At 72.3% G+C, this 16,094-nt stretch carries 12 protein-coding genes and 1 pseudogene; 4 read left to right on the top strand and 9 right to left on the bottom strand.

Features of this window, described 5'->3' with window-relative positions; translation table 11 throughout:
- Positions 1-68: 68 nt before the first annotated feature.
- Positions 69-239 (bottom strand): annotated as a pseudogene (locus ACFZBX_RS24730) (helix-turn-helix domain-containing protein); the annotation flags it as partial.
- Positions 240-780: 541 nt separating this feature from the next.
- Here ACFZBX_RS24730 and ACFZBX_RS24725 point away from each other — a divergent pair.
- On the top strand, positions 781-3,303 hold the full coding sequence (locus tag ACFZBX_RS24725; protein WP_391535965.1) for an LPXTG cell wall anchor domain-containing protein: 2,523 nt from the start codon (positions 781-783) through the stop codon (positions 3,301-3,303).
- A gap of 147 nt (positions 3,304-3,450) precedes the next feature.
- Here ACFZBX_RS24725 and ACFZBX_RS24720 read toward each other — a convergent pair whose 3' ends face one another.
- Together ACFZBX_RS24720 and ACFZBX_RS24715 are read right to left on the bottom strand one after the other, a co-directional pair.
- A complete protein-coding gene (locus tag ACFZBX_RS24720) occupies positions 3,451-3,777 on the bottom strand; it encodes an antibiotic biosynthesis monooxygenase family protein (RefSeq protein WP_391535964.1) in 327 nt (108 codons plus the stop codon).
- 45 nt (positions 3,778-3,822) lie between these two features.
- On the bottom strand, positions 3,823-4,194 hold the full coding sequence (locus ACFZBX_RS24715; protein WP_391535963.1) for a cupin domain-containing protein: 372 nt from the start codon (positions 4,192-4,194) through the stop codon (positions 3,823-3,825).
- A 63-nt stretch (positions 4,195-4,257) separates the two neighbouring features.
- Here ACFZBX_RS24715 and ACFZBX_RS24710 point away from each other — a divergent pair, with 63 nt between their 5' ends.
- Positions 4,258-4,737, top strand: a complete 480-nt coding sequence (locus ACFZBX_RS24710) for a MarR family winged helix-turn-helix transcriptional regulator (protein ID WP_391535962.1) — start codon at positions 4,258-4,260, stop codon at positions 4,735-4,737.
- A gap of 3 nt (positions 4,738-4,740) precedes the next feature.
- Here ACFZBX_RS24710 and ACFZBX_RS24705 read toward each other — a convergent pair whose 3' ends face one another.
- Positions 4,741-6,813 carry a DHA2 family efflux MFS transporter permease subunit gene (locus tag ACFZBX_RS24705; protein WP_391535961.1) on the bottom strand — a complete coding sequence of 691 codons (2,073 nt, stop codon included), beginning with the start codon at positions 6,811-6,813 and terminating at the stop codon, positions 4,741-4,743.
- 322 nt (positions 6,814-7,135) lie between these two features.
- On the opposite strand from ACFZBX_RS24705, the gene ACFZBX_RS24700 reads away from it, so the two are divergent.
- Complete coding sequence (locus ACFZBX_RS24700) at positions 7,136-8,347, top strand: peptidoglycan-binding protein (protein ID WP_391535960.1); 1,212 nt, start codon at positions 7,136-7,138, stop codon at positions 8,345-8,347.
- Positions 8,348-8,377: 30 nt separating this feature from the next.
- Here the strand turns inward: ACFZBX_RS24700 and ACFZBX_RS24695 are convergent, their stop codons facing one another.
- The 4 genes from ACFZBX_RS24695 to ACFZBX_RS24680 form a co-directional block, all read right to left on the bottom strand.
- The gene (locus ACFZBX_RS24695) at positions 8,378-8,962 is read right to left on the bottom strand and encodes a TMEM165/GDT1 family protein (RefSeq protein WP_391535959.1); all 585 of its coding nucleotides are present in this window, start codon (positions 8,960-8,962) and stop codon (positions 8,378-8,380) included.
- A 243-nt stretch (positions 8,963-9,205) separates the two neighbouring features.
- Positions 9,206-9,991 carry an ABC transporter permease gene (locus ACFZBX_RS24690; RefSeq protein ID WP_391535958.1) on the bottom strand — a complete coding sequence of 262 codons (786 nt, stop codon included), beginning with the start codon at positions 9,989-9,991 and terminating at the stop codon, positions 9,206-9,208.
- Between the two features lie 3 nt (positions 9,992-9,994).
- The gene (locus ACFZBX_RS24685) at positions 9,995-11,602 is read right to left on the bottom strand and encodes a dolichyl-phosphate-mannose--protein mannosyltransferase (protein WP_391535957.1); all 1,608 of its coding nucleotides are present in this window, start codon (positions 11,600-11,602) and stop codon (positions 9,995-9,997) included.
- 221 nt (positions 11,603-11,823) lie between these two features.
- Positions 11,824-13,164 (bottom strand): MFS transporter, encoded by a 1,341-nt coding sequence (locus ACFZBX_RS24680; RefSeq protein ID WP_391535956.1) that lies wholly within the window; start codon positions 13,162-13,164, stop codon positions 11,824-11,826.
- 170 nt (positions 13,165-13,334) lie between these two features.
- Between ACFZBX_RS24680 and ACFZBX_RS24675 the strand changes: the two genes are divergently transcribed.
- Positions 13,335-13,895: a MarR family winged helix-turn-helix transcriptional regulator gene (locus ACFZBX_RS24675; RefSeq protein ID WP_391535955.1), complete on the top strand. Its 561-nt coding sequence runs from the start codon at positions 13,335-13,337 to the stop codon at positions 13,893-13,895.
- Between the two features lie 112 nt (positions 13,896-14,007).
- Here ACFZBX_RS24675 and ACFZBX_RS24670 read toward each other — a convergent pair whose 3' ends face one another.
- Entirely contained in the window at positions 14,008-15,807 is a 1,800-nt protein-coding gene (locus ACFZBX_RS24670) for a glycosyl hydrolase family 18 protein (RefSeq protein ID WP_391535954.1), read from the bottom strand.
- Positions 15,808-16,094: the final 287 nt, after the last annotated feature.

Here is a 16,094-nt window from a genome sequence, read left to right as displayed (position 1 = left end):
GAGACCACCGTCCTGACCCGCCCGGTCACGGGGTCACGCACCGTCCGCCGCACGTAGTGCCCGGCCGCCTCCAGCTCACGCAACGCCCGGGCGACCGTCGCCCGCCCCTCAACACTCTTCGCCGCCAGCGTCCGCACGTCCTCACGCGCGCCGTCGGGCAGGCTGAGCAGATACCCGAGCAACCCCCGCGCCGCCCACGACAGCGAGTGCTTCCGCACGACATGCCCGTTGTCCAGCATCGTGTACCCGGGAACGTGCTTGGGGATACGATGAATCCGCATCGTGGAGCTCTTCTCTCCTGGTGCCAGTCCCCGGGGTGTTGGCGCACCGCCGGGGCTTTTCATGTCGTCATCACGGTAAGCACGATCAACAACCCCCCAAGCCCGAATCAGCGGATCACCCCTCCGGATCACCCGATCTGGGGGCGCGCAGACGCACACCCCGGCGCGCCCCAAGACGGCGCACCACGGCTCAGGCCTCTCGGTGCAGATGCAGGCGGATCGTAAGGACCCCGAGCGCTTCCTTCTCAGGCGGGTAGATCTCACGGCAGGCCGCGAGCAGTGCGTCCCCGAACTGGATCCGACCCCCGCCCCGCCACCGCGGGCCCGGGGCGGTGGTGCGGCCCGGGCCCGGCTGGGGCGGCGCTCCTCGTCGCCGGCGGACGGCCCGTCATCATCTTGTGCCCCAGCCGTGTGAACGTTCCGGCGGACACGATTGGACGCCGGTCGGCGTAGGTACGTGGTTCTGCTGTCCGCGTCGCCTCCCGACATCGAGGTTCCCGTGTCCCCTGTCCGACACCTGCGGCCGCGCCCGCCGCACGTGCTCTCGGCCCTGCTCGCCGTGGCACTCGGCGCCGGCGCCGCCGCCCTGGCTCCACCGCTCGCGGCGGCACCGCCCGCCAAGCACGCCCCGGCGGCGGGCGGAGCCGCCGCCGACCGGGCCGTCCACCCGGCTGCGAAGCCGAAGCACCGAGGGGCCGGGACGCAGCGGCCGATCGGTCCGGACCCGGTGGTGGACCTGCTGGCGCACGGCAACCTCACCATGGCGTCGAACTCGGTCCTGACCTGTGACGACAGCGACGGCTCGGTCTGCAACGACACCGAGGGCACCAACAACAACCGCACCCAGTACGTGAAGGTCGACCCGAACGCGCCCGGCAACAACGCGTCCTCCGCACAACTGGTGATCCCGGCCGGGGCCCAGGTGCTGTCGGCCCGCCTGTACTGGCAGTTCAACCCGACCAACACCAGCACCAGCGGCACGCCCGGGGACATCAACACCGGCAACCAGGTCTCCTGGAAGGTCCCCGGCAGCGCCTCCTACGAGCAGATCACCGCCGACACCTACGACTGGTTCGACCAGATGGTCGGCGGCACCCCGCCGGAGCCGCTGCTCGCCGCCGGCGCGGTCAAGGACGTGACCGCGGAGGTCAGCGCCGCCGGCCCCGGCAGCTACACCGTCGCGGACATCCAGGCCTGCGCCGGACGCTCCTCCGCCCAGAACTTCGGCGGCAACAACGTGGGCTGCTGGGGCGGCTGGTCCCTGGTGGTCGCCTACGAGGACCAGGCGGAGCCGCTGCGCTACCTCCAGGTCTGGGACGGCTACCAGCTCCTGCGCAGCCCCGACAACCTGGCCACGCTCACCCTCTCCGGCATCCGCACGCCCGCCACGGCCCCGCCGGCCCTGATGGGTGTCACCGTCGGCGACGGCGATGTGCCGATCCAGGGTGACCAACTGCTGGTCGGCTCCGCGATCGACAACCTGACGCTGCTGGCGATGCCCGTCCCCACCGGCACCTCCACCGAGAACGCCTTCACCGGCCGGATCGACCACGTCGCGACGGACGGGACCGGCACCAACATCACCACTCGCGACCCCGCGCCGGTCAACAACTACGGCTACGACGCCCGGATGATCGACGTCACCGGCAAGATCCCCGCCAACAGCACCCAGGCCGTCCTGCAGATCAACGGCGCGGGCGACGCGCTGCACCCCCAGGCCGTCTGGCTCGCCGTGGACGCGCTCGAACCGGACCTCCGGATCACCAAGGCCAACAACCCGCCCGGCAGCCCTGATGACAACCCGCCCGGACTCGTCGGCCCGGGACAGACCATCACCTACTCCTTCACGGTGGCCAACCGGCACCAGGACGGCACCACCGCCGACCTCGACACCGCCACCGGCATCACGCTGACCGACCAGATCCCGGCCGGCACCACCTTCGTCGCCGGGTCCAACCCCGCCTGCCAGGCCGCCGGACAGACCGTCACCTGCACGGTCGCCGACCTGGCCCCGGGTGCCGAGGCGACGGTCGCCTTCCAGGTCACCGTGGACGACGGGACCGCCGTCGGCACCCACCTCGACGACACGGCCACGCTCCAGTTCCGGGGCATCCAGACCCAGCGGCCCCAGGAGCGCACCAGCAACACCGTGCGCAACACCGTCGCCGAGGTCCCCGGCTACACCATCGTCAAGACGGCCACCCCTGCCGCCGCCCAGCCCGGCGACACCGTCCGCTACCGGATCCAGGTCACCAACACCAGCCAGGTGAACGCCCCCGGCATCACCCTGACCGACGACCTGTCCGGCGTGCTGAACTCGGCCACGTACAACAACGACGCCACCGCGGACCGCGGCATCGTCCAGGTCGCCGGCACCACGCTGAGCTGGACCGGCGACCTGCCGGTCGGCGCCAGCGCGACGATCGACTACTCCGTCACCGTGCGCTCCCCGTTGGCCGCCAACGCGGTGCTGCGCAACACCGTCGCCTCCGGCACCTTCACGAACAACTGCCAGTCGGGCTCGACCGATCCGCGCTGCCGCACCGAGGTCCCGGTCACCGTGCCGAGTCCCAGCCCGAGCCCGAGCCCGAGTCCCAGCCCGAGTCCCAGCCCGAGCCCGAGCCCGAGTCCCAGCCCGAGCCCGAGCCCGAGTCCCAGCCCAAGCCCGAGCCCCAGCCCGAGCCCCAGCCCAAGCCCGAGCCCCACGTCCTCGCCGAGCCCCACCCAGAGCCCGAGCCCCACCCCGACTCCGAGCCCGACCCAGAGCCCGAGCCCGACCCAGAGCCCGAGCCCGACCCAGAGCCCGAGCCCGAGCCACACCCCGGGCCCGCACCCGACCCACAGCCACACCCCGGGCCCGCACCCGACCCACGTGCCCCCGCCCACCCCTCCGCACCACGGCGGCCACCTCCCCGAGACCGGTAGCAACGCCGCCACGCTGCTGCCCCTCGTCGGACTCGCCGCGCTCGGTGCCGTCGCGACGGGCGTGTTCCTGATGATCCGGAGCCGCCGCACCCGCTGAGTTCCGTAGGAACGACACCGCGGCGGCGCGCACCACGGCCGCGTCCACGCACCCCGCGTGGGCGCGGCTCCGTGCTTGCCGCGCCGTGTCGGACGTGCCGCGGCCCCGGACCGTCCGTGGACGGTCCGGGGCCGCGTGGGACCGGGCTCAGGCCTTGGGACCGGTGGCCTGGACGACGTCGAAGGACCAGAGGGTGGAGTCGGTGGCGGCGGGGCGCTGGGGGGCCTCGCCGTCCTTGGGGGCCGGGCGGTGGGCGGCGCGCATGGGGCCGTTGAGCCAGGCCTGGAAGGACTCCTCGTCGCGCCAGCGGGTGTAGACCAGGTACTGGTCGGTGCCCTCGACGGGTCGGAGCAGCTCGAAGTACTCGAAGCCGTCGGAGTTCTCCACCGCGCCGGCGCGGGCGGCGAAGCGCTTCTCCAGTTCCTCCCGCTGCTCAGCGGGGACGGTCAGGACATTGATCTTGACGACGGACACGCCGTACCTCCTCGGGGTTGTTCTGAGAAGGCAGTCTGCTACACCTCACACGATCCACGACGGGGCCACCCGGTCCCCGGTCTCCAGGTTCACGGCGAGGGACGGCGCCGGGGAGGCGACGACGGCGGTGAAGCCGTCGTCGGTGCGGATCCGGCGGGGGGCGTCGGCCGGGAGGACGAGGGTGTCGCCGGCGCCGAGGGAGAGTTCCCCGGCGGCCAGTTCGACGGTGGCGGAGCCGGTGAGGAGGGTCCACACCTGCTCGGTGTCCATGGCGTGCCGGGGGCCCACACGGGCCGGCGGCATGTCGACGCGCCACACCGAGAGGCCGGTGCCGCCCTGGGTGGGCGAGGCGCAGGTGGTCATGGTGGCGTTGGGGGTCTCGGTGCGGCGGGCGTCGGCGAGGCGGATGACGGACAAGGCCGGGTGACTCCTCTAGAATGGACAACCTGATTGTCTATATGGTCAATGAGGTTGTCTATCGTGTCAAGTGAGCAGGCCAGGCCGGGTTTTGAGCTGCCGCTGCGGCTGCTGTTCGCGTTCCGGGTGATCATCGACGAGCTGCACGAGCGGCTCGCCCGCGAGGGGCACCCGGACATGCGGCCGATGCACGGGTTCGTCTTCCAGGCGGTCGGGCCGGACGGCACCACCGCCGTCGAGCTGGGCCGGCGGCTCGGGGTGTCCAAGCAGGCGGCCGGCAAGACCGTCGAGCAGCTCGAACGGCTCGGGTACGTCGAGCGCGGCGGCGATCCGGCGGACGCCCGGCGCAAGGTGGTCCGGCTGACGGCGCACGGGGTCGACGGCCTGGCCCGCTCGGCCCGGATCTTCGACGAGCTCCGGGAGGAGTGGGCCGGGCAGTTCGGCGGCGAGGAGCGGCTGCGCGGGCTGGAGGACGCGCTGCGGACGCTCGCGCCCGGGGACCCGTTCCAGTTGGACACCCCCCGGTGGCTCGGCAGCGCCTGACCGTCAAAAAGAGCGGCCCTCGCCGTGGTACGGGGGTTCGTGGCCGGTCGGGTCGGGGCGGTCGCGGGGGTCGGAGCCGAGCGTGGAGGCCAGCCGGGTGAGCAGCGCGGCGAGGTCGTCGAACTGCTTCTCGTCCCAGTCGCCTAGGAGCGCCGACAACTGCGCGCGCCGGGCGGCGACCAGTTGCAGCGCCGCCGCCTCCCCCGGCTCGGTCAGCCGCAGCGGCAGTCCGCCGGTGCGGGCGGCCAGGCCGCGGCCCTCGACCTCGCGCACCGCCTCCTCCACCACCGCGAACGGGACGATCCGACGCTCCGCCAGTTCGGCGGGCTCCACGGACCCGTGATGGTGCATCTGGAGCAGCATCCAACTGGAGGCGGGCTTGAGGTCGAGTCCGGCGGCGGCGGTGATCCGCTTGTAGAGGTCGCGCCGCGCCTCCCGGGTGCTCAGCACCGACAGGGCCCGGCTGATCTCGTCCAGCGAGGAGCGCTCCACCGGGTTGACGCCGATCGACTCGCTCAGGTCGGGGGCGGTCACGGTGCTGCGCAGCTTCTGCTCCCGCAGGAACAGCGAGAGGACGAAGGCGACCGCGGCCACCGGCATCGCGTACAGGAAGACCCGGGTGATCGACTCGGAGTAGGCGTGGTGGATCCCGTCCTGGACGGCGGCGGGCAACTGGTCGATGATGCGCGGGTCGGAGCTGATCGCGTCGAGACCGAACCCGGGCGGCAGCGGGACGCCGGCCAGGACGTCCATCAGCCGGCTGTTGAGGCCGGAGGCGAAGACCGTGCCGAAGACCGAGACGCCGACGGAGGCGCCGATGGAGCGGAAGAAGGTGGCGCCGGCGGTGGCGACGCCGAGGTCCTGGTAGCCGACCGAGTTCTGCACGATCAGCACCAGCACCTGCATCACCAGGCCGAGGCCGAGGCCGAACACCAGGAAGTAGCAGCTCATCACAAATGTGCTGGTGTGCTCGTCGAGCAGCGAGAGCAGCAGCAGGCCGACGACGGTGACGGCCGTGCCGGCGATCGGGAAGACTCGGTAGTGACCGGTGCGGGCCACGATCTGACCGGATCCGATCGAGGTGATCAGCATGCCGATCACCATCGGCAGCATGTGGATGCCGGACATGGTCGGCGAGACGCCCATGACGACCTGGAGGAAGGTCGGCAGATAGGTCAGCGCGCCGAACATCGCGAAGCCGACCACGAAGGAGATGACGGCCACCAGGCTGAACGTCCGGGAGCGGAACAGCCGCAGCGGCAGGACGGGTTCGACGGCGGTCCGCTCCACCAGGACGAAGGCCAGCAGCAGGACCAGCCCGAGCACGCCCAGGCCGATGATCTGCCAGGAGTCCCACGCCCAGGTCGTACCGCCGAGCGAGGTCACCAGCACCAGGCAGGTGGCGACGGCGGCGATCAGCACGGTGCCGGGGTAGTCGATCCGGTGCCGGTGCCGGGTCTCCGACCCGTGCAGCACGGCCGCGATCACGGCGAGCGCGACCACGCCGACCGGCAGGTTGACGTAGAACACCCAGCGCCAGCTGAGGTTGTCGACGAACAGCCCGCCGAGCAGCGGCCCGAGCACGCTGGTGACACCGAAGACGGCGCCGAAGACGCCCTGGTACTTGCCGCGGTCCCGGGGTGGCACGAGGTCGCCGACGATGGCCTGGGAGAGCACGATCAGGCCGCCGCCACCCAGGCCCTGGAGGGCGCGGAAGGCGATCAGCTCGCCCATGTTCTGGGCGATGCCGCAGAGCACCGAGCCCAGCAGGAAGATCACGATGGACGCCTGGAAGAACACCTTCCGGCCGTACATGTCGCCGAGCTTGCCCCAGAGCGGGGTGGCCGCGGTGGAGGCCAGCAGATAGGCGGTGACCACCCAGGAGAGGTGCTCCAGGCCGCCGAGGTCGCTGACGATGGTGGGCAGGGCGGTGGAGACGATGGTCTGGTCGAGCGCCGCGAGCAGCATCGCCAGGAGCAGGGCGCCGATCGGCACCCACAGATTGCCCCCGGCGGCCCGGGGCGGGCCCGGCTCGCCCGCCGGGACCCGGTCGGACGCGGCGATCGGATCCGTCATGGCGCCTCCGTATCCGTAGCGGTTCGGCGGTGATCAGTTCCGACTCACCATGCTGTCAGAAATGCACCATTTTGCGCTTTTTCAGTTGAGCCGAACGTAAAACCGTCCGATATCAGGACGTTCACATCGGCGCATCGACCGTTCATCGATCCCCAACCCCCACCAACCGGCACAAGGCCCCCGCGACGGGCCGGACCGCCCTGTCCCCTCTCAGGCACGTCCTGCATAATCAGGCCCGTCCACCGCCTGAACCCCAGTCCGACCGCAGCCCGGGTCCGAGACCGCGACCGCTACCGACCGAGACACCGAGGAGGGCCGGCCGATGCCGGACCAGCACTGCCCGACGTGCGGCACCGCACGCTCCGCAGGGTGCCACTGCCTCGTCCCGGACGGCAGCCTCGACGAGACCGCCGTCCTGCCGCACCTGGAGGGCCCGCCGCTGGTCCGCCCGTACGTGCCGCAGGCCGTCGGCCCGATCGTGGAGAACCCGCCGCCGGGGCCGCGGGCCACCGACCCGTTCGCCACCACCGTGCTGCCGACACCCAGCCCGCCGACACCCGGCCCGCCGCCGGCCGGACCGCCGGTGGCGCCCCCCGCCGCTCCCCCGCTGGGCCCGGACGCCGACGCCTACGCGACCACCGTGCTGCCGCCCGTCGCCTCCGCCCCGGCGTTCCCGCCGCAGCCGCCCGCCCCCGCCACGGCTGAGAGCTCCCCCGCCGAGACCCCACCCGCCGACGGCGAGGCCGAGGACGAGCTGGGCGTCTTCCCGTTCGCCACCGCCCCCGCGGCCGCCGCTCCCGGCGGCGGCCGGGCCGCCCGGCGCGCGGCGGAGCAACAGCAGGCCCGCGGCCCGCTGGCGCGCCGCAAGGGCCTGCTGATCGCGGCCGGCGCGGGCCTGCTGGCGGTCACCGTGGGCCTCGCCTACGCGATCACGCCCTCCTCCGAGCCGGACGACCGGGCCGCCCCCGCGCCGACCGCCACGCTCGGCCTCGCACCGGTGGACCCGACCACCCCGGCCGAACCGAGCCCGAGCGCACCGCCGCCCGCCGAGGAGACCCCCACCGCGGCGCCGACGCCGACCCCGGCCCGCACGAGCGCCAAACCCTCCCCGCCCCGGACGACCGCCGCCACCCCGCCGCCGGCCGCACCCGCCACCACGGAGGCCGCCGCTCCCCCGGCCCCGGTCCCGGCCCCGGCACCCGACCCGGTGACCACGCCCCCGGCCCCGGCCCCCACCCCGGCTCCCCCGGCGCCCACCACCGCGCCGCCGGTCCCGACCGCCACCCCGACCCCGGACCCCACCCCGACGGTCCGCACCCTGGAGCGCGGCATGGAGGGGCCCGACGTCCTGGCGCTCCAGCGCAAACTCGGCATCGTGATCTGCTGGCAGAAGCTGCCCCCGACCGGCAAGTACGACGACCGCACCGAGCTCATGGTCACGTACTTCCAGGACATCAACGGCATCCGGGGCGACACACGGGGCGTCTACGGCCCCAGCACCCGCACCGCCCTGGACAACCGCACCGGCTGCTGAACGGACGGCGGGGTGCGGGGGCCGCCCGCGTCAGCCCGTGATCGCCTGGAAGATGCTGAACCCGGCCATCAGGATCATCACGCTCGCCGCGACCCGGATGATCATCTTCATCGGAACGTGCTTCAGCAGCTTCTGCCCGCCCAGGATCGCGATCCCGGCCACCGCGCACAGCGCCAGCCAGGCGCCCAGGCCCACGGCGAGCGGGTCGGCGTACTTGGCGGCCAGGTTGGCGGTCATGATCTGGGTCAGGTCGCCGAACTCGGCGACCGCCACGACCACGAAGCTGGCCCCGGCCACCTTCCAGAAGCTGTTGGCGGACGGCTCCTTGGCGGCGTGCCCGTCCTCGTCGTCCCCGCCGTGGAACAGCAGCATCGCCGCGCCGGCCAGGAACAGCACGCCGGTGACACCCTCCACCCAGCGGTGCGGCAGCAGCGAGAGCAGCTTTCCGGCGACCAGGGCGATGCCCACCTGGAGGGCGAAGGCGGCGGCGATCCCGGCGAAGACGTAGCTCGCCCGGTACTTGGCGCCGAGCATCAGGCTGGCCAGCGCGGTCTTGTCGGGCAGTTCCGACAGGAAGATGATGCCGAAGGTGATCGCGGCGACGGTCAGACTCATCGGGGGTGGTGTCCCTCGGGTTGGGGCTGCCGGCCCGCAGCAGCTCCGTCAGGGGTCGCTCCGGCCCGACAGCGCTGGTTGGCAATCCACGGAACGCGCACGACGCGCGCCCGTACACACAGCACTGCGGCCGAAGGTCTCGCCGGCACCGTCACACGATCGCGGTGCCCCGGGCGCCGGGCCCCGAGGGGGCCAGTATGTCGACGGTCCGGTGGAGGGCTACTCCCCTTCAACGCCGTCAGCCTACCCGATCACCTCTCCCGGCCGCCGGGCGTCGACCAAACCCCGCCCCACCAGCTCCAGCACGACCACGACCGCCACCGACTCCACCGCCAGCAGCCCGACCAGGACGAACAGCTGCACCGCGCCCGCCTGGACCGGCGAGGCCCCGCCGAGCAGCATCCCGACGAAGGCGCCCGGCAGGGTGACCAGGCCCACCGTCCGGGTCTGGTCGAGCGCCGGGACGAGCGAGGTGGCGGCGGCGGTGCGGCAGATCTCCATCCGGGCGTCCCGCTCCTCGAAGCCGAGCGCCAGCGCCGCCTCGACCTCGCCGTGCCGCTGGCGCAGCTCGTCCATTGCCCGCCGTCCGGACAGCGAGGTGGCGGTGAGCGCACCGCCGATCAGGATGCCGGCGACCGGGATCACCGACAGGCCCTTCGGCGGCAGCAGTCCGCTGCCGAGCAGCAGGACGAGCACCGGCAGCACCCCGGCCCCGATCGGCACGGCCGCCCACGGCCAGCCGCGCCCGGGGGCCGGCACCATCCGCCGCCCGGCGGTGCGCACCGCGACCGAGAACATCAGCAGCACGAAGAGCGCGGACCACCAGCGCGAACCGACCACCCAGGTGATCACCAGCGCGACGACGGCCAGCTGCACCACCGCTCGCAGCCCGGCCCGCAGGACGGCGCGGCCGTGGCCGAGCCGCCCCCACCCGGCGACCGCGACGGCCGCCAGCAGCAGCACGGCGGTGGCCGCGCCCAGCCCCGGGGTGACCGGCAGCAGCCGCTCCCCGTCGGCGAGCCGGAGCACCGCTCAGATCCAGCCGGTGAACCACATCCGGTCCTGCCAGGACGTCATCGGGATCACCTCCGCCGTGTACAGCGGGTAGAAGAAGGCGAAGCAGGCCATGATCGCCAGCACGATCAGCCCGGCGCCGACCGCGCCGATCCGGCGCCGTTCGGGCGGACAGCCCTCCGGCCCGAGCATCGCACCCAGCATCTGCGCCACGGCCAGGCAGAGGAAGGGGACGAGCACCACCATGTAGAAGGAGAAGACCGTCCGCTCCTGGTACTGGAACCAGGGCAGGTAGACGCCGGCCACGCCGCACAGCACCGCGCCGGAGCGCCAGTCCCGGCGGAAGAACCAGCGCCAGAGCAGGTAGAGCAGGGCGAAGCAGGCGGTCCACCAGAGCAGCGGGGTGCCCAGGCCGAGGATCTGCGCCGCGCAGCCGCCGGACGCGGTGCAGCCGCGCTCGCCGGCCGGCACCTGCTCCCAGTACATGGAGACCGGGCGGCCCTGGACCAGCCAGCTGAACGGGTTGGACTGGTAGGTGTGCGGGCTGCTCAGGCCGGTGTTGAAGTCGTACATCTGGGAGTGGTAGTGCCAGAGGCTGCGCAGCGGCGCGGGCACCCAGCTCATCGACACCTGCGGCAGTCCGACGCCGAGCACGCTGTCCGGGGAGAGCCCGGCCCGGTCGTCGGCCCAGTGACGGTCGAAGCCGCCGCCGGTGAACAGCCAGCCGGCCCAGCCGGCGACGTAGACGGTGAACGCGGAGCCGACCATGGCGAGGAAGGCGGGCAGCGCGTCGAGGCGCAGCATCGAGCGCCAGGGGCGGCGGGCGCCGGCCCAGCGGCGGCCGGACCGGTCCCACAGCACGGTGAGCAGGCCGAAGGCGGCGAGCACCATGGCGCCGTTCCACTTGACCCCGGCGGCGGCGCCCAGGCAGAGCCCGGCGGTGATCCGCCAGGGCCGCCAGCCGAGCCGGACGGTGTCCCCGCCGCGGTCGGGCAGCACGGCGGCGAGCCGGGCCCGGGTGCGGTCGCGGTCGATCAGCAGCGCGCCGAAGGCGGCCAGCACGAAGAACATCTGGACGCCGTCGAGCAGGCCGACCCGGCTCATCACCAGTTGGAGGCCGTCGACGGCCATCAGCAGGGCGGCGGTGCAGCCGATCAGGGTGGAGCCGAAGAGCCGGCGGCCGATCCGGGCGAGCATCAGCACGGTGAGGGTGCCGAGCAGCGCGGTCATGAACCGCCAGCCGAAGGGGTTCAGGCCGAAGGCCCACTCGCCGAGCGAGATCACCCATTTGCCGAGCGGCGGGTGGGCGATGAACTCGGGCGCCGAGGTGAGCGGGATCTGCTGCGGGACGGCCAGGACCTGCTCGTTCGCGTGCTCCGGCCAGTTGCCCTCGTATCCCTGCCGGAGCAGGGACCAGGCGTCCTTGGGGTAGTAGGTCTCGTCGAAGACGAAGGCGTTGGGGTAGCCGAGGTTCCAGAACCGCAGCAGCCCGGCGAAGAGCGCCACGGCGATCGGTCCGAGCCAGTCGGAGCGGTCCGCCGCCCGGCGCAGCAGCCCCCGCCGTTCCGGTGCCGGGTCGGCCGGGGCCGCTGCCGCCGGGGGGTGGTTAAGCGCCGCTTGGGTCATGGTGTCGGTTGCCTCGCCGGTTCGCCTGTCTCGCCTGTGCCGGCCGCCGACGGGTTGCGCCGGTGGCCGCGGCCGGCCCGCGTCGGCCGGGGGCGGCCTGCACGGGCCCGTGTGACCGCGGCCGGACGGCCGACAGCCACCGACACTATGTGCCGGGGGGCGCGAAACCAAGCGCGACGGGCGCCGGACAGGTGACCTGTCCGGCGCCCGTCGGCGCCTTGCTACGCCGCGGTCTGCAGTTCGCGGACCGGCCGGGCCGGGGCGCGGACCGGGGCCGCGGGGGCCTCCTCGTCCCCGGCCGGACCGTCGGCCGCGTTGTCCTGGGCCGCGGTGAGGTACGGCCGCAGGCGCAGCGCCAGGACGACGATCAGCACGGTGCAGCCGGCCATCGCGGCCAGGTAGAGCGGCCAGGTGCCGGAGCCGACCAGCAGCACGCCCACCGCCGGGCCGACGGCGATCGCGACCTGCTTCACCAGGGCGTACCCGGCGTTGTAGGTGCCGAGCAGCCGGGCCGGGGCGAGCTCGGCGACCATCGGGCCCATGGTGGGGGCGAGCAGGGACTCGCCGACGCCGAAGAGGGCGTAGATCGAGACGATCGCGACCGTGGCGGCCACCGCCTCGGTCCGGACCAGGCCGGCCACCAGGGCCATCGTCCAGGCGCCGAGCCAGACCACGGCAGCTGCGGCCATCGCGGTGGTGCGCCGGCGGCGGGCGGTGATCCGCACCACGAACATCTGGAGCACCACGATGGTCAGCGCGTTGGCGCCGATGGCGATGCCCAGGGTGGACGGGGCGGTGCCGACGGTGTCGGTGGCGAAGGCGGCGACGCCGGACTCGAACTGGCCGTAGCAGGTGAAGAAGATCAGCCCGGCGAGGATGCTGAGCCGGAGCATGGCCTTGTCGGCGAGCAGGGCGCGCAGGCCCTGCGGGCCGTCGGTCTTCTCCTGGACCAGCAGCGGCGCGGCCTTCGGGATCCGGGCGGTGCCGGTCACCAGGGCGAGGCCGAGGAAGGTCGCGGCCTCGATGGTGAACAGCCGGGTCAGGCTGGCCGGGTCGGCGACGTCCACGATCTGCCCGCCGACCAGCGCGCCGATGCCCATGCCCAGGTTGATCAGGGTGAACTGGAGCGCGAAGGCGTGCGAGCGGGTCGCCGCGGTGGAGCAGCGGACGATCATCGTGGCGAGCGCCGGCTGGCAGGTGGTGACGCCCGCGCCGAACAGGAACGAGGAGACCAGCAGCGCCGGGGTGCCGGTGGCGTGCCCGAAGGCGAACGCGCCGGCGGCGGCCAGCGCGGCGCCGGCCAGCAGCACCGGGCGCGGCCCGTAGCGGTCGATGCCGCGGCCGGTGAACGGCAGGACGGCGAGCGCGGCCAGCGCGAAGACGGTGAACACCATCCCGGCGGCGAGCGGGCCCAGCCCGCGCACCTGGTCCACGTACACGAACATGTACGGCATCGTGAATCCGCTGCCGAACGCGCTGAGCGCGTTTCCGATCTGGACGCGGCGCAGCGGGCCGCCCGCCCCGCGTCGCTGCTGCCTCTGCTGCTTCACCGTGCCGGTCACCGTGCACACCCCTTCATTGCGGACGGAGGCGTCAGGGCTCCGTCAGTTTTCGTTGCGTACTCTTAAGGGAAGAAGACTTAAGAGCTAAAGTTTGACTCTAAAGTCTTAGCACCAGAAGAGTGCTGAGTCAAAGGCTTAAGGAGTGCATCACACATGGGACACTGGTCCGCATGACTGCAGAGAAGCCCGCGCCGGCCACCCCCCGCGAGCTGGGCATCGCCGAGCAGGTGGCCCTCTACCAGCGGGAATTCCCCACCGTCGACCCGCAGGTGGAGACCATCGTGCAGACGCTCTCCCGGGTCGCCCGGCGGATGACCGTCGCCTACGACCGGCAGCTGACTGTGCTCGGAATCACCTCCGCCGAGTGGGAGGTGCTCAAGGCCCTGGTGGTCTCCGGCAGCCCGTACCGGCTCGGGCCCGGGGAGCTGGCCAAGCGTCTGGGGCTCACCCCGGCCGCGATGACCCACCGGATCGACCGGATGGTCACCGAGGAGCTGGTCACCCGGGAGCGGGACGAGGCCAACCGGGTCCGGGTGATCATCGAGCTGACCGAGCTCGGCCGGGACAAGTGGCTGGAGTCGATGCGGATGGCCGCGGTCTTCGAGGAGGAGCTGCTCCAGGACATCGTCGGCGAGGACCGCACCGTGCTGTCCGGGATGCTGGCCCGGATGATGCGCCGGATCGAGGAGAGCCAGCCGGACGCCCTCGGACGCACCGCCGGCCCGGCCTGAGGCGGCCGCGGGAACGACGAAAGTCCGGCCCGCCGGGGATCTCCCCCGGCGGGCCGGACTCTTCGTGCAGCGGTGCGAGGGTCCGTCAGGCCCTCATCCGATCAGTGCCGGGTCAGCAGGGGCCGTTGTCGGTCCACACGCCCCAGGCGCCGCTGGCGCTCGGGTCGTCGCCCTTGGTCCACCACTTGTTGGTGTAGTAGTGACCCTTCCAGGAGACCTTGGTCGGGGTCGCGTAGGTGGCGGCCGAGTCCCAGCTCGGGGCGCCCGCGCAGCCGGCCGGGGTGGTCGGCGTGGTGGTGGGCGTCGTGGTCGGGGTGGTGGTCGGCGTCGTGGTCGGCGTCGTGGTGGGCGTGGTGGTCGGCGTCGGGGTCACCGGCGGGGCCGGGCAGCCCGCGGCCGAACCGTTGGTCGCCTCGACCATCTTGTTGAACAGCGCCGGCTTGTTGCCCAGGTCGTACAGCGAGAAGGCGAAGGAGCCGCCGAGGCCGTTGCAGTGCGCGTAGTCCAGCTTGGCCTGGATCGAGCGGGCGTCCTCACCGGACCAGAAGACGTTGCCGTCGTAGAAGTAGGAGGCCTTGGCGTCCTCGTCCCAGAAGGTCTTCGCCGGGTTGTCGACGAAGCCGGCCAGCTCCTTGTACATCTGGATGCCGGGGACGTTGCCCGACAGGGCCGCGCCCGGGGCCGGGGCGGTGGCGGGCTGGAACAGGCCGTTCTTGCCGTTGTTCTGGACGCCGGTCCAGCCGCGGTAGTAGAACGGCACGCCGACGTTGATCTTCTTGGCCGGGAAGCCGCCCGCGATGCCGTACTGCGGGTCGCCCACGGTGTACGCCTTGACGGCGTCGTCGATCGAGTACTTGCCGGTGCCACCGGGGATCGGGGTCATCGGGTCGTTCGGACCGGAGTAGATCGGGGCCTGGTGGTTGGTCGGGCCCTTCGCGTCCCAGCCGCCGTGCATGTCGTACGTCATCAGGTCGAGGAAGTTCAAGTACTGACCGATCTTGTCGGTCTCGACGTTCTTGATCTTGTCCTGACCGGCACCCACCGCGGCCGCGGTGTAGTACTGCTTGCCGTCGGCCTTGCCCTGCGCGTCGAGCTGCTCACGCAGCTCCTTCAGCAGCAGGGTGAAGTTCTGCTTGTCGTTCGGGCTCGACAGGTTGCCGGTGTGGCCGCCACCGCCCGGGTACTCCCAGTCGATGTCGATGCCGTCGAAGACGCCGGCCGCCGAGCCCGGGCCGCCGTAGCCGGCGTCGACCGGCAGGTTGCCCTTGATGAACATGTCGATGCAGGACGAGACCAGCTTCTTGCGCGAGGCGTCAGTGGCGGCCGCCGCGGAGAAGTACTTGGAGTACGTCCAACCGCCCATCGAGATCAGGATCTTGAGGTTCGGGTTCTTCGCCTTCAGCTTCTTCAGCTGGTTGAAGTTGCCCGCGATCGGCTGGCCCCAGACGTCGCCGACGCCGTCGACCGAGATGTCCGGGCCGAAGCTCTTCTGGTAGTCCGCGAACGCGTCACCCGCACCGTCACCCGCGTTCGGGTTGTTCTCGTCCGGGCTCGAGGCCTTGGTGGCCTGGAAACAGGTGAGGTTGGTGGGGTGGATGTTGGCGAACGAGTAGATCATGTAGTCCAGCTGCCCGGCGACGCCGGTGTCCTGGATCGTCTTGGGGTAGTACGCGTTGGCGTAGATCGACCACTGGTCGAAGTAGGCGACCTTGATGCCACCGCTGGTGGCGGGCGCGCCGGTGCTGTTGCCGACGGCGGCGTTGGCGGTGGCGCCGCCGGTGAGGGCGAGGCCCGCGCCGAGCAGCAGGGAGGCCGTGGTGCCGGCGGCGATCGCGGTCAGGCTCTTGGACCGCTTGCGACGGCCGTCCTCCTGAACCGGCGCCCCGGCCCTTTCGATGCGTGAACGGAGCATGGGTGCGTGACTCCTGGGTGTGGGGGATTCCGCCGCGTCCCGGGACGCAGGTGCGGGGTGGGGCCGCACGACCGGGACATGACAGAACGGGATGGGGGAATCGAGCGGAACATGCCTTGACGGACGCCGGGATAAGCCGAACCGGCGCCCGCGGCGGACCGCTGACGCCGGTTCAGGGGCTCCCTGCACCTGGGCACTAAAATGGACTAGACCAACTACCCCGTCAAGGGGTGATGTTGAGGCTTGAGCCGCCGTTAAGGTTCCCCGGGAACCCCGACGCCCCCGCT

Source organism: Kitasatospora sp. NPDC008115 (assembly GCF_042957205.1).
Taxonomy (GTDB): domain Bacteria; phylum Actinomycetota; class Actinomycetes; order Streptomycetales; family Streptomycetaceae; genus Kitasatospora.
The sequence above is the reverse complement of the archived record's forward strand: the minus strand, read 5'-3'. Positions and strand labels throughout refer to the sequence as shown.

Excerpts from the sequence above, each read along its gene's own strand:
- ACFZBX_RS24695 (WP_391535959.1), bottom strand. The coding sequence starts at position 8,962 with ATGAGTCTGACCGTCGCCGCGATCACCTTCGGCATCATCTTCCTGTCG.
- ACFZBX_RS24705 (WP_391535961.1), bottom strand. The coding sequence starts at position 6,813 with ATGACGGATCCGATCGCCGCGTCCGACCGGGTCCCGGCGGGCGAGCCG.
- ACFZBX_RS24670 (WP_391535954.1), bottom strand. The coding sequence starts at position 15,807 with ATGCTCCGTTCACGCATCGAAAGGGCCGGGGCGCCGGTTCAGGAGGAC.
- ACFZBX_RS24700 (WP_391535960.1), top strand. The coding sequence starts at position 7,136 with ATGCCGGACCAGCACTGCCCGACGTGCGGCACCGCACGCTCCGCAGGG.
- ACFZBX_RS24675 (WP_391535955.1), top strand. The coding sequence starts at position 13,335 with ATGACTGCAGAGAAGCCCGCGCCGGCCACCCCCCGCGAGCTGGGCATC.
- ACFZBX_RS24685 (WP_391535957.1), bottom strand. The coding sequence starts at position 11,602 with ATGACCCAAGCGGCGCTTAACCACCCCCCGGCGGCAGCGGCCCCGGCC.